We start from the raw sequence: 13,497 nt of genomic DNA on the forward strand, positions 1-13,497 counted from the left end.
CATGGCAGACGTTACGTTTATAGGTGGGGGAAGTTTTGGTACAGCCTTAAGTGTTATGCTAGCTAAGAAAGGATACGATGTTAGTATTTGGGATAGAAATCCGTTAGTGATAAAAGACATTAATGAAAAAAGAGAAAATATAAAATATATGCATAATGTAGTAATACCATCTAATGTTACAGCTTTCACTAATTTAGATGATGCTTTGGAAGATAGTAGAGCAGTAGTTTTAGCTGTACCATCTCATGCAATTAGAGAAGTAAGTTCTCAAATAAAAAATAAAATTGATAAAAATGCTATAATCATTAATATATCTAAGGGGATTGAAGAGTCAACATCTAAAAGACTCTCAGTTGTTATAGAAGAAGAAATAAAAAACAATCCTATAGTTGTTCTTACGGGGCCTAGTCATGCTGAAGAAGTAGCAGTGGATATTCCAACTACGGTGGTAGTTTCATCTAAGAATATGGAGGCTGCAAGAAAAGTTCAAGATATTTTTATGACTAGCAAATTCAGAGTATATACAAATGATGATTTAATTGGTGTAGAAATTGGAGGAGCAGTTAAGAACATAATAGCTTTAGCAGCTGGAATATCAGATGGAGCAGGATATGGAGACAATACAAAAGCTGCTCTTATGACAAGAGGAATGAGCGAAATAACACGAATAGGAGTAAAATTAGGTGCAAAACAGGATACATTTTTTGGATTGACTGGCATGGGAGACTTAATTGTTACTTGTACTAGTATGCATAGTAGAAATAGAAGAGCAGGTATATTAATAGGAAAAGGATATTCTCTAGAAGAATCTTGTAAGGAAGTTGGTATGGTAGTTGAAGGTGTAAAAGCATGTAGAGCTTTTTATAAATTAAAAGAAGAGTTAAATATTGCTATGCCGATTACAGATATATTATATAAGGTTCTATTTGAAGGGATGGATCCTAAGTATGGGGTTTACGAATTGATGTCAAGAGATAAAAAACATGAAATTTATTAATATTTATGATAAATATTAATACAAATAAGCTAAGTAAAGTTTTATTATGAAACTTACTTAGCTTATTTTTTTATATCTTTTTTCATATAAGTATAAGTTATATGCTTGCTAAAATATATGATATGCACGTTTTATTAAAAGAAACTTTTATTTTTTAAAATTAAAAATAAAATGAATGTAGAAGTAGGCTAATATTGCCTTGACTAATTTGGAGACTGGTATATTTTTGTAATATTTTTTATATTTATTAATATATATATAATGTTAAAAAATAAGTATGTGCTAGGAGGGTAAAACTTTGGAGGACTTTAACATATACAAAGATATTGCGGATAGAACTCAAGGGGACATATATGTAGGAGTGGTGGGACCTGTACGAACTGGGAAATCTACTTTCATAAAAAGATTTATGGAACTTATGGTTATACCAAATATTGAAAATACTTATAAAAAACAGAGAGCCCAGGATGAGCTTCCACAAAGTGCTTCTGGTAAGTCTATTCATACAACAGAGCCAAAATTTGTTCCAAATGAAGCAGTAGAAATAGGCTTAAATGGAGAAACAAAGTTTAAAGTTAGAATGGTAGATTGTGTGGGCTATATAGTTAAATCTGCCCTTGGTTACGTAGAAGGAGAACAACCTAAAATGGTTAATACTCCATGGTATGATTATGAGATACCTTTTGAAGAAGCTGCTGAAATAGGAACAAAAAAAGTTATTAATGAGCATTCAACTATCGGACTAGTTATTACTACAGATGGATCCATTACTGGTCTTAATAGGAAAGATTATATTGAAGCAGAGCAAAGAGTAGTTAACGAATTGAAATCCATAAATAAGCCATTTATAATGGTTTTAAATTCAAAGGATCCTAATTCTGACGAGACACTAGAATTGAAAAGAGGATTAGAAGAGGAATATGACATTCCTGTGCAAGAAATGGATGTACTTAATATGAAAAAAGAGGATATCACTAATGTATTTGAAAGGGTACTAAAGGAGTTCCCTATTAAAGAAATTAACATAGATATGCCTGAATGGATTGAAAAATTGAATGTGAATCATTGGCTGAAAAAGGATTTTATAGCATTAATTAAAGATATGTGTGATAGTGTATATAAAGTAAGAGATATAAAAGGATTTGCAGAAAAATTTGGTGAAGTGGATTTCTTAGAACATTCAAAAATAAGTGAAATAAGTATGGGAGAAGGTACAGCTAGAGTAATTTTAAATCCTAAAAAAGAGTTATTTTATAAAGTATTAAGTGAAGTATGTGATAGAAGCATAAATACGGAAAATGAGCTTTTAGATATTATTAAGATTTTAAGTGAGGCGAAAACAGAGTATGATAAGGTAGCAGATGCTTTGAAGGATGTTAGAGAAAGAGGATATGGTCTTGTATCTCCTCAGTTGAGTGAAATGAGGCTTGAAGAACCTGAAATAGTTAAACAGGGAAGCAGGTATGGAGTTAAATTAAAAGCAAGTGCACCTTCATTACATTTAATAAGAGCTGATATAGAAACTGAGATATCCCCTATAATGGGAACAGAAAGAGAAAGTGAAGAATTAGTTAAATCTCTGTTAGAACAATTTGAAAGTGATCCAGGTAAAATATGGGAAAGCAATATGTTTGGTAAATCATTAGAGGTTTTAGTTAAAGATGGTTTGCGTAATAAGCTGTATAAAATGCCAGAAGATGTTCAAGTTAAAATACAAAAAACTTTAGAGAAGATTATCAATGAAGGTAACGGAGGACTGATTTGTATTATCTTATAACATAAAAATGAGGCTGTATCAAAATGTGGTTTGTTAATCATTTTTGATATAGCCTCATTTTTATATTATATCATAAAATAAATATAAAGTTGTTCTATACTTAGGGTTGAGTTTTCGAACTTAAAAATATTTTTAATTAAGGAACCTATTGATGTATATTTAAAATGTATTGTAAAATATTAAAGTAGTGAGTAGTTGAAAAAACTTAAAAAATTTTTCATATAAATTAATTTATATTTATATAGGATACGATAGTGGATTCTAAGCTTTTGGATGGAATTTAAAATCCTCTTAAAGCTTAGAATTCTATTTGTGAAAAATAGGGAGGAAATAAAGTAATGAAGAAAGTTGCAGTTATTTTTAATGGGGGAACCATATCAATGAAAGTAGATCATAGAATAAAAGCAGCAGTACCAAAACTAACTGGAGAAGAAATAATGTCTATGGTAACTGGTATTGAAAAACATGCAGAAATTGAATGTTTTACATTTTCAAATTTACCTGGTCCTCATATAACACCAAAAAAGATGATGGAGTTGTCAAAATATATTCAGAATATCTTGAAGAGAGAGGATATTGCTGGTGTAGTAGTAACACATGGTACTGATACTCTAGAAGAAACAGCATATTTGTTAGATTTAACAATTGAAAGTGATAAACCAGTAATTGTAACGGGATCTATGAGAAATAGTTCAGAATTAGGATATGATGGACCAGCAAATTTAGCAGCTTCCATATGTACTGCTATTTCTGAAAAATCTAAAAATAAGGGAGTTATGGTCTGTTTAAATGATGAGTTAAATTGTGCTAGTGAGGTTACAAAAGTTCATTCTATGAAATTAAATACTTTCCAAAGTCCAGAATTTGGACCTATTGGAATAATAGATAATAACGAAGTTATTTTTCATAGAAGCTCTTTACCAAAGGTTAAAATCTGTACTGATAAAATAGAGGAAAATGTTTATTTAATAAAATGTGTTACTGGTATGGACTCTAGCTTTATTGACTTCTGTATAAATAAAGAAGCTAAGGGGATAGTAATAGAAGGTTTTGGAAGAGGAAATATACCACCTGAAATGATTGAAGGAGTAAAAAGGGCTATAGATAAAAATATTGTGGTTGTTATTGTTTCTAGGTGTTTCCAAGGAAGAGTGTTAGATACCTATGGGTATGCAGGAGGGGGAAGACAACTTAGAAATATGGGTGTAATATTTGGTGATACACTGCCAGGACAAAAAGCTAGAATAAAGCTTATGCTTGCTTTAGGAAAATGTAGAGATTTGAGTATGATAAAAAATTTATTTGAGGCGTAAAAAATATTACGAATTATAAAACGTAAATTTACTTAAAATATTCGATACGGGTTGACAAATAAAAATATATTTGATATTATAGTTTTGTAAATTTGATAAAAAATAAACTCATATAATCCTAGTAATACGGTCTAGGAGTTTCTACCTGATACCTTAAATTGAAGACTATGAGTGTTCAAAGTGATATTTTATATAAATTTGAAATCAATAAGCTTATTTATATGAGATTTACAGCCACTTAGAATACTCAATTATTCTAGGTGGCTGTTTTTTTAGGACAAACAACAAATATAGCATTTGGAGGTTATACGATGGAAAACTTTTTCAAATTAAGAGAAAATGGAACAGATGTAAAAAAAGAAATCATAGCTGGAATTACAACCTTTTTAGCTATGGCTTATATCATTGCTGTAAATCCTGATTTTTTAGGAGTAGCAGGAATGCCAAAAGGAGCTGTTTTAACAGTTACATGTCTTACTGCAGGATTAACAACTATATTTATGGGGCTTTATGCTAATTTACCTTTTGCATTAGCTTCAGGTATGGGATTAAATGCTTTCTTTGCATTTAGTGTGTGTAAAGGTATGGGAGTGGATTACAGAATAGCTTTAACTGCAGTATTTGTAGAAGGAATTATATTTATAATATTATCTTTAACAAATGTAAGAGAAGCTGTTGTTAATTCTATACCAACAACTTTAAAATTAGCTGTAACTGCTGGTATTGGGTTATTTATAGCATTTATAGGATTTGTTAATTCAGGAATTGTAATAAAAGATGAAGCTACATTAGTTAAAATGGGTAATTTCACTAGGCCGCCTGTTATAATAGCAGTTATAGGAATTATTGTTATAGTTATTCTTTCAAAGAAGAATATTAAAGGGGCTCTTTTGTGGGGTATTGTAGCTAGTACAGCTTTAGCTTGGATATATGCGGCTTTAAATCCTAAGATGGCTGCTGAGGTTTATCACATATATTTACCTGATGGTATTTTTAGATATGAGTCTATTAAACCAATTGCTTTTAAGTTAGATTTCTCATATATAAGAGATACTCAGAAAATATGGTCTTTTTTAACTATAGTAATGACATTCCTTTTTGTTGATTTCTTTGATACTATAGGAACTTTAGTTGGCGTTGCTTCCAAGGTTGGTATGATAGATGAAGAAGGAAGAGTTAAGAATGCAGGGAAAGCGCTTCTTGTTGATGCTATAGGAACAACATGTGGAGCTGTTTTAGGTACTTCTACGGTTACAACATATGTTGAAAGTTCAGCTGGAGTTGCTGAAGGAGGAAGAACTGGATTAACATCTGTTGTTACAGGAATATTATTTTTAATTGCTATGTTTTTTTCACCTTTATTTATTGCTATTCCAGGTTGTGCTACAGCACCGGCTCTTATAGTGGTAGGGTTTTTCATGATGGAAAACATAGTTAAAGTAGATTTTACTGATTTTACAGAAGGTATACCAGCTTTTTTAACTATAGCATTAATGCCTCTAACTTATAGTATAGGTGATGGATTAACTATGGGTGTACTATCTTATGCAGTTCTTAATTTTTTAAATAATTTATTTACTAAAAAAGAGGATGAAAAGAAGAAAATTTCTCCTATAATATATGTATTAGCAATATTATTTATAATTAAGTTGATTGCTACAGGAATTAAAATGTAGATATTATATTTATAAAGTTCAGACTTTGGTTCTGGGCTTTATTTTTATGTTTAGTTTCAAAAGAGAGTTATTTTTAAAAACTTCATTTATGTTTCTAAGTTTATTTTTATACTACAAAGTAACAAGAAAATTTGTATGTGAATAAAATAAATTAGTAAACTATTTTTAAATGGAGGAAGTTTTATGCAAATTAATAATGATAGACTTATAAAAATAAATGAATATCATTTTAAGCAAATTGATGATATAAAGCTTAAATTAATAAATGAAGGAAAAAATATTATTGATTTAGGGATAGGTGACCCAGATATAAAAACAAATTGTAAGATAATAAACGCTTTAATTGCAGGCTTAGAATACAAAGATTTTAATAAATATCCCTCTTATGAAGGAATAAAAGAATTAAAAACAAAAATAGCTAAATACTATTATGATGTGTATTCTGTAAAGTTGGATTTAGATGAGATTTTAATACTTATTGGTTCAAAAGAGGGGCTGAGTAATATAATACCTGCTGTTTGCAATTTTGGAGATTATGTTATAGTTCCTAATCCAGCTTATCCTGTTTATGAAAAATGCTCATATTTATGGGGAGCTAAACCATACAGTGTACCTTTAAAAGAAGAAAATAAATATCTTTTAAATGTAAAAGATATACCAGATCACATATCCGAAAAAAGCAAGCTTATGATAATAAATTATCCAAATAATCCTACAGGAGCTGTTGCTAATAAAAAATTTTATTTAGAGTTAATACAATATTGTAAAGAAAAAAACATAGTTTTATGTAACGATGGTGCCTATAATGAAATAATTGGAGCTGATGAAAAAAATATTAGCATTTTGCAATATGATAAGAATATTTGTATTGAATTTGGGACATTATCAAAAACATATAATATGACTGGTTTTAGAATAGGATATGCTGTAGGAAATAAAAAAATCCTAAATAATCTATTAAAAGTAAAATCTAATATAGATTCAGGTCAATTTAAGCCTATTCAATATGCAGCTATAGAAGCTTTGAGTTTACCACGAGAGTATGTAATTGATATAAGAAAAATATATGATGAAAGAAGAAGCTTAGCTAAAAAAATTTTAAAAAAGAAAAACATACAATTTTATGATTCAAAAGGTACTTTTTATATATGGTGTAAGACTCCAAAAAATTATATTACTGAGGAGTTTTGTAAAGACATATTATTTAAATGTGGTATAATTGTTACGCCAGGAGATACTTTTGGAGTTTGTGGTAAAGGATATTTTAGAATAGCTTTAACTGTTAATAAAAGTAATTTAATAGGAGCTTTAAATAGTTTTAAAGTGTATGATAAGTAGTCTATTTTAATATTGGTTAAAATATGATATTATAATTAATGTGCAGCTAAAACAAAATGTTCTTGAATTTTCAAGTAGTATTTATGTATAATTAAAATAAATTCACAATGTACTGCGAAAGGATGATAATAATGGTAAAGAGCATGACAGGCTTTGGCAGGGCTATCTCAGAAGAAGGTACCAGTCGCAGTTTTACTATTGAAATTAAAACGGTCAATCATAGATACTTTGATTTAAATGTGAGGATGCCTAGAACGTTAGTATCCTTAGAAAATAAAGTTAGAGAGACGATTAATAGTAAAATTAGTAGAGGAAAAGTAGATGTATTTATTTCTCAAAATTCATATGATGAACAGGACAGAGAAATCTGTTTTAATGAAGAAATAAGTGATAATTATTTTAGATGTCTAGAAAAAATTAAAGGTAAATATGATATTATTAACGATATATCTATTTCTTTGATTGCTAAGTTCCCAGAAGTTATTACTATGGAAAAAAAGGAAGAAGATTTGGAACAAGTATGGGAATCTCTAAGAACTCCTCTTATTGAGGCTTTAGATGGTCTTGTTGATATGAGAAAAAAAGAAGGGGAAAAGTTGCATGAGGATATATTAGTAAAGTGCAATAACATTAAACAATTAGTAGATGAAATTGAAGAAAAGTCTCCAATTGTTGTAAAAGAGTATAAATTAAAACTTGAAGGTAGATTAAGTGAACTTTTAGAGAGTACAGTCATTGATGAAAATAGAATAGCGACAGAAGTTGCCATATTTGCAGATAAAGCCTCAATAGATGAAGAAATTGTAAGGCTTAATAGTCATGTAGTCCAATTGAAGGAAAATTTATTAAAAGAAGAATCAGTTGGAAGAAAGCTTGATTTCATTGTTCAAGAAATGAATAGAGAAGCAAATACAATTGCTTCTAAAGCTAATGATTTGGAAATTGTTAATTCAGTTATAAATATTAAAAATTATATAGAAAAAATAAGAGAACAAGTACAAAATATTGAATAGTAGTAGGAGGGCCATCATGGGCATAAAATTAATAAACATTGGATTTGGAAATATTGTTTCAGCAAATAGATTGGTAGCGATTGTAAGTCCTGAATCTGCGCCAATTAAAAGAATAATTCAAGAGGCTAGAGATAGAGGAATGCTTATTGATGCTACTTATGGTAGAAGAACGAGAGCAGTAATTATTACTGATAGTGACCATGTAATATTATCAGCTGTTCAACCAGAAACAGTGGCTCATAGGTTATCATCAAAAGGCGAAGTGAGCATTGATGAGGCTGATGAATAATGGAGTTAAATAAAAAAGGATTATTAATTGTAATATCAGGGCCATCTGGTGCAGGCAAAGGTACTATTTGCAAAGAGATTCTTAAAAAAAATGATTTGTGGATTTCAGTTTCAGCAACTACAAGATCTCCGAGGGATGGAGAAGTTGAAGGTGAAAACTACTATTTTCTTACTAAAGATGAATTTATAAAAAAAATTAATGAGGATGACTTCCTTGAATATGCAGAAGTTTATGGAAATTATTATGGAACTCCTAAATCTAAGGTTATAGAAAAACTCAATGATGGGAAAGATGTAATATTAGAAATAGATATTCAAGGTGCTCTAAAAGTAAAAGAAAATTATGCTGAAGGGTTATTTATTTTTATTTTACCTCCAAGCATGGAGGAATTAAAAAATAGAATAATTAAAAGAGGCAGTGAAACGCAAGAATCTTTAATGACAAGATTCAAATCTGCATATAAAGAGATAAATTATGTATCTAAGTATAATTATGCAGTAGTTAATGATGATTTAAATACAGCTGTTGAAAAGATTAAAAGTATAATAACAGCAGAAAAATGTAGTGTTGAAAGAATAAAAAATAATATTTTTTCTAAGGAGAGACTAATCCATGAACAACTCAATGATTAATCCATCAATTGTTGATCTACTAAATAAAGTTGATAACAGATATTCTTTAGTAACTGTAACTTCTAAAAGAGCAAGGCAGTTAATTGATGGAGATTCAGTATTAGTAAATATTGATGAAAATGTAAAGCCGCTTACTATGGCAATAAATGAAGTTAATGAAGGAAAGGTTTTATATAAATCTTTAGTGGAAGGAATAAAGTAAAATGGACAGTAAGAAAACAGTAGTGCTAGGGGTAACTGGAGGAATAGCAGTTTATAAAGCCCTAGATGTTGTTAGTAGGTTAAAAAAAGAAGATATAGATGTACATGTTATAATGACTGAACATGCAGCAAAGTTTGTTAACCCTATATCGTTTCAATCTCTAAGCCAAAATATGGTCATAGTTGATATGTTTGCCGAACCTAAAGCTTGGGAGATACAACATATATCATTAGCTAAAAAAGCAGATTTGATGGTTATTGTTCCTGCTACAGCAAATATATTAGGTAAGGTTGCTTGTGGGATCGCAGATGATATGCTTTCTACTACAATAATGGCAACTAAGGCGCCTGTAGTTTTTGCACCAGCAGCCAATACTAACATGTTTTTAAATCCTATAGTTCAAGATAATATTACAAAATTAAAACAATATGGATATAAATTTATCGAACCAGAAAGTGGAAGACTTGCCTGTGGAGATGTTGGTGCTGGTAAACTTGCAGATACTAAACTGATTTCAGATACTATAATAAGTATGTTATATGATATAAAAGACTTAAGAGGTAAGAAGGTATTAGTAACAGCGGGACCTACTATTGCGCCATTAGATCCTGTAAGATATATAACTAATAGGTCTAGTGGTAAGATGGGATATGCTATTGCAGAAGAAGCAAGAGATAGAGGTGCTGAAGTAATACTAATTTCAGGCCCTAGTAGTATTGAAAAACCTTTTGGAATGAAGAATATAAATATCTCAACTAATGAGGAAATGTTAAAAGTTGTTGAGGATAACTTTGATTGGGCAGATATTGTAATAAAAGCTGCAGCTGTAGCTGATTATAAACCTAAAGAGTATTCTGATAGAAAAATCAAGAAGAATGAAGATGAGTTTAATCTTTTATTAGAAAAAGATACAGACATACTAAAAAGACTTGGTTCAAAGAAAAAGGATCAAATTTTAGTTGGTTTTGCAGCAGAAAGCCATGATTTGCTTGAAAATGCAAAAGGCAAACTTCAGAAAAAGAATTTGGATTACATAGTTGCTAATGATATTACTTGTAGTGACACAGGTTTTGCATCTAATGATAATAGAGTTAATGTGCTGTGTAGGGATGGCAAAATCATACCATTAGAAAAAATGAGTAAGAAAAAAATAGCACGTGAGTTATTTAATATAATTAATGAAAAGCGCTAACGCGCTTTTTTCTTGTAGTTGTAAGGGTTTAATTTTCATATGATGTTTAACAATTCTAATGCCCCTATCTTCTTTAAAATAGAAGTGAAGAATGGTTAGATTTTGGAAAATGGTTTCTAAGATTCAGTATGAGGCTTAGAAAACTATTTATTGAATAATGCTATGTTTTAATAAATTGTTGATTATATAATTTTAAAAACAATTCTAAACTTTTATTAATAATAAACTCAACAATTTAAAACATATCCGTAGGAATACTAAAGGTGGTTTTAAAAAGTGTAAAAAACAATACTGTTTTAAAACAGAACCTTAGATTTAGATAAAGGGTGAAGTAAATGTATCTATATGCGGGAGTAGTAGTTAATAATGAGTCATTTCAAGTAGATAAGATTTTTACATACAAGATACCAGAAAATTTATTACCAAAAATAAAAATAGGACATAGAGTTAAGGTTCCATTTGGAAAAGGAAATAGAAGAATAGATGGCTTTGTATTAGAATTTTATGAGGAATGTTCTAATTCCGTATCGCTAAAGTATATAAGTGATATTTGTGATGATTTTACTGTAATTAGGGAAAATGATATTAAGCTTATAAAAGAAATGAGAAGAAGATATTTATGCACTTACCTAGATTGTATAAAGGTATTTTTGCCCACAGGCATAATTAAAGGAGTTAAAAACAAGGTAAAAGAAACAATACTTTTAGGAAAAAATCTAGAAGGAAAATTTCTTAAAGATTCTTATAAGGCAATATATAAAATCGTAGAAGAGAATAATGGAGTTTATTCAAAAACTGAAATAAGTAAAAAATTTCAAGTTTCATTATCATCTATAAATACGTTAATAAAACATAATTTTTTATTAACTAATAAAACTATTGTTAATAGATATAATTCAAGGGAATACTCTGATTATAATGAAAAAATTCTGAATTTAGAACAGCAAAATGCTGTGAATACAATAATGGGATCTGATGATAAAGTATTTTTTATCTACGGAGTAACGGGTAGTGGTAAAACTGAGATCTATATGAATTTAGTAAAAAATATGATAGAAGAAAACAAAGAGTGTGTAATGTTAGTACCAGAGATTTCTTTAACGCCACAGATGGTAGAAAGGTTTAAAGGTAGATTTGGAAAGGACATTGCAGTATTTCATAGTAGATTATCTGATGGAGAAAGATATGATGAATGGCTTAGAGTTAAGAATAAACAAGTTAAAGTTGCTATAGGAGCAAGATCAGCTATATTTTTACCTTTTGACAATTTGGGAATGATTATAATAGATGAAGAGCATGAAGGAAGTTATAAATCTGATAGTAATCCTAAATATAATGCAAAAGAAATAGCTGAGCTTAAATCTAATATAGAAGGATGTAAAGTAATCTTAGGGTCTGCAACTCCATCAATAGAAACTTACTATAGGTGTTTGAATAAAGAGATACAACTTATAAAACTAACCCAAAGAGCAGATGGAGCTTTGATGCCTGATATTAGTATTGTTGATATGAGAGAAGAATTAATGAAAAATAACAAGTCTATTTTTAGTGAGGAATTATATAATGGTATAAACAACTCTTTGGTAAACAAAGAACAAATAATTTTATTTTTAAATAGACGGGGGTTTTCCACATTTGTTTCTTGTAGAAAGTGTGGATATGTATTCAAGTGTGAAAACTGTGACATCTCTTTAACTTATCATCATAATAATTATTTAAGCTGTCATTATTGTGGAAAAAGTTATCCAGTGAGTAAAATATGTCCTAAGTGTGGAAGTAAGTATGTTAAATATTTTGGAGTAGGAACAGAAAAAATTGAAAAAGAAGTAAAGAAAAAATTTCCTCAAGCTAGAGTTTTAAGAATGGATTTTGATACTACAAGAAAGAAAAATTCTTATGAAGATATTTATAATGCCTTTAAAAATGAAGAGGCAGATATATTAATAGGAACTCAAATGGTGACAAAAGGATTAGATTTTAAAAATGTAACTTTAGTAGGTATTATTGCAGCGGATATATCTCTTAATTTACCTGATTTTAGGTCTGGTGAGAGAACATTCCAATTAATAACTCAGGTTGCTGGAAGAGCAGGAAGAGGAAAGAAAGAGGGTAAAGTAGTTCTTCAAACCTATACTCCAGATAGCCATAGTATAAAGTGTGCTTCAAAAAATGATTTTGATAGTTTTTATGAAGAAGATATAAGAATAAGATATAGTATGAATTATCCACCGTTCACTAAAATTTTACTTATAAATTTTAGTAGCAAAAATGAAGATTTGTTAATAAAAAATATACAAAATATTGGTATAATATTAAAAAATATATTAAAAAATAATGATAAAATAGAAATATTAGGACCTTGTCCTTGTGTTTTGTCTAAAATAAAGGAACACTATAGATGGCAAATATTGATTAAAGGAAGTTTTGATACTGAACTAGCTCTTAATATAAAAGATGTAGTGTATAAAAATTTAAAAGATGTTTATAGAGATGTAAAAGTAAGTATTGATATAAACCCAGGCAATTTATTATAAATGTGTTTAATCCTTATAAATTGTAAATTAATTTATAGTAAAAATAAAAGTAGAATTAATATATTGGAGGTTTTAATATGGCAATAAGAAATATAAGAACTGAAGGTGACGAAATACTAAGAAAGAAATCAAGAGAAGTCAAAGAACTTGATGATAGAACCTTAGTTTTAATAAATGATATGATAGAGACTATGTATGCTGCGGATGGAGTAGGTTTAGCAGCTCCACAAGTAGGTATACTTAAGAGAGTAGTAGTGATAGATGTTGGAAATGGTCCTATAGTTTTAATAAATCCAGAAATAGTGAAGTGTGAAGGAAGTCAAATCGATTTTGAGGGATGTTTAAGTGTTCCTGGAGAACAAGGAAAAGTAGAGAGACCATTTAAAGTTACTGTAAAAGCATTAAATGAAAAAGGTGAAAAGATTGAAATGGAAGGGGAGGAACTTCTTGCGAGAGCATTTTGTCATGAAATAGATCATTTAAATGGAGTTCTTTTCATTGATAAGGTGTTACAAGAAAGTGAGGAGAATTAAA

Annotated in this window: 12 protein-coding genes and 1 riboswitch; all 12 genes read left to right on the top strand. The window is 29.2% G+C overall.

The features are described from left to right. Position 1: 1 nt before the first annotated feature. The 12 genes from OW729_RS12635 to def all read left to right on the top strand — a co-directional run bounded on the left by OW729_RS12635 (position 2) and on the right by def (position 13,496). Complete coding sequence (locus OW729_RS12635) at positions 2–997, top strand: NAD(P)H-dependent glycerol-3-phosphate dehydrogenase (protein WP_268061885.1); 996 nt, start codon at positions 2–4, stop codon at positions 995–997. A gap of 298 nt (positions 998–1,295) precedes the next feature. Further along, a complete protein-coding gene (spoIVA, locus tag OW729_RS12640; protein WP_268061886.1) occupies positions 1,296–2,774 on the top strand; it encodes a stage IV sporulation protein A in 1,479 nt (492 codons plus the stop codon). A gap of 338 nt (positions 2,775–3,112) precedes the next feature. After that, entirely contained in the window at positions 3,113–4,087 is a 975-nt protein-coding gene (locus OW729_RS12645; RefSeq protein ID WP_268061887.1) for an asparaginase, read from the top strand. A gap of 88 nt (positions 4,088–4,175) precedes the next feature. Further along, positions 4,176–4,275, top strand: a riboswitch (purine riboswitch). A 123-nt stretch (positions 4,276–4,398) separates the two neighbouring features. Then, on the top strand, positions 4,399–5,763 hold the full coding sequence (locus OW729_RS12650; RefSeq protein ID WP_268061888.1) for an NCS2 family permease: 1,365 nt from the start codon (positions 4,399–4,401) through the stop codon (positions 5,761–5,763). A gap of 183 nt (positions 5,764–5,946) precedes the next feature. Then, entirely contained in the window at positions 5,947–7,101 is a 1,155-nt protein-coding gene (locus OW729_RS12655; RefSeq protein WP_268061889.1) for an aminotransferase class I/II-fold pyridoxal phosphate-dependent enzyme, read from the top strand. 131 nt (positions 7,102–7,232) lie between these two features. Further along, the gene (locus tag OW729_RS12660) at positions 7,233–8,114 is read left to right on the top strand and encodes a YicC/YloC family endoribonuclease (protein ID WP_268061890.1); all 882 of its coding nucleotides are present in this window, start codon (positions 7,233–7,235) and stop codon (positions 8,112–8,114) included. Positions 8,115–8,130: 16 nt separating this feature from the next. Next, entirely contained in the window at positions 8,131–8,403 is a 273-nt protein-coding gene (gene remA, locus OW729_RS12665) for an extracellular matrix/biofilm regulator RemA (protein ID WP_268061891.1), read from the top strand. Continuing rightward, positions 8,403–9,035, top strand: coding sequence for a guanylate kinase (gmk, locus tag OW729_RS12670; protein WP_268061892.1), 633 nt, complete (start codon positions 8,403–8,405; stop codon positions 9,033–9,035). The genes remA and gmk overlap by 1 nt, the downstream gene beginning before the upstream one ends. Next, positions 9,016–9,237 carry a DNA-directed RNA polymerase subunit omega gene (gene rpoZ / locus OW729_RS12675; RefSeq protein WP_268061893.1) on the top strand — a complete coding sequence of 74 codons (222 nt, stop codon included), beginning with the start codon at positions 9,016–9,018 and terminating at the stop codon, positions 9,235–9,237. The genes gmk and rpoZ overlap by 20 nt, the downstream gene beginning before the upstream one ends. A 1-nt stretch (position 9,238) precedes the next feature. Beyond that, positions 9,239–10,429: a bifunctional phosphopantothenoylcysteine decarboxylase/phosphopantothenate--cysteine ligase CoaBC gene (gene coaBC, locus OW729_RS12680; RefSeq protein WP_268061894.1), complete on the top strand. Its 1,191-nt coding sequence runs from the start codon at positions 9,239–9,241 to the stop codon at positions 10,427–10,429. 335 nt (positions 10,430–10,764) lie between these two features. Next, complete coding sequence (priA, locus tag OW729_RS12685; protein WP_268061895.1) at positions 10,765–12,963, top strand: primosomal protein N'; 2,199 nt, start codon at positions 10,765–10,767, stop codon at positions 12,961–12,963. Between the two features lie 77 nt (positions 12,964–13,040). After that, entirely contained in the window at positions 13,041–13,496 is a 456-nt protein-coding gene (gene def, locus OW729_RS12690; RefSeq protein ID WP_268061896.1) for a peptide deformylase, read from the top strand. Position 13,497 lies beyond the last annotated feature (1 nt).

The sequence above is a fragment of the Clostridium brassicae genome, assembly GCF_026738875.1.
Taxonomy (GTDB): Bacteria; Bacillota; Clostridia; order Clostridiales; family Clostridiaceae; genus Clostridium_H; species Clostridium_H brassicae.

What these genes read in the sequence shown, in the direction of transcription:
- OW729_RS12635 (WP_268061885.1), top strand. Translation starts at nt 2, where the DNA reads ATGGCAGACGTTACGTTTATAGGTGGGGGAAGTTTTGGTACAGCCTTA.
- OW729_RS12645 (WP_268061887.1), top strand. Translation starts at nt 3,113, where the DNA reads ATGAAGAAAGTTGCAGTTATTTTTAATGGGGGAACCATATCAATGAAA.
- OW729_RS12650 (WP_268061888.1), top strand. Translation starts at nt 4,399, where the DNA reads ATGGAAAACTTTTTCAAATTAAGAGAAAATGGAACAGATGTAAAAAAA.
- OW729_RS12655 (WP_268061889.1), top strand. Translation starts at nt 5,947, where the DNA reads ATGCAAATTAATAATGATAGACTTATAAAAATAAATGAATATCATTTT.
- OW729_RS12660 (WP_268061890.1), top strand. Translation starts at nt 7,233, where the DNA reads ATGGTAAAGAGCATGACAGGCTTTGGCAGGGCTATCTCAGAAGAAGGT.
- remA (WP_268061891.1), top strand. Translation starts at nt 8,131, where the DNA reads ATGGGCATAAAATTAATAAACATTGGATTTGGAAATATTGTTTCAGCA.
- gmk (WP_268061892.1), top strand. Translation starts at nt 8,403, where the DNA reads ATGGAGTTAAATAAAAAAGGATTATTAATTGTAATATCAGGGCCATCT.
- rpoZ (WP_268061893.1), top strand. Translation starts at nt 9,016, where the DNA reads ATGAACAACTCAATGATTAATCCATCAATTGTTGATCTACTAAATAAA.
- coaBC (WP_268061894.1), top strand. Translation starts at nt 9,239, where the DNA reads ATGGACAGTAAGAAAACAGTAGTGCTAGGGGTAACTGGAGGAATAGCA.
- priA (WP_268061895.1), top strand. Translation starts at nt 10,765, where the DNA reads ATGTATCTATATGCGGGAGTAGTAGTTAATAATGAGTCATTTCAAGTA.
- def (WP_268061896.1), top strand. Translation starts at nt 13,041, where the DNA reads ATGGCAATAAGAAATATAAGAACTGAAGGTGACGAAATACTAAGAAAG.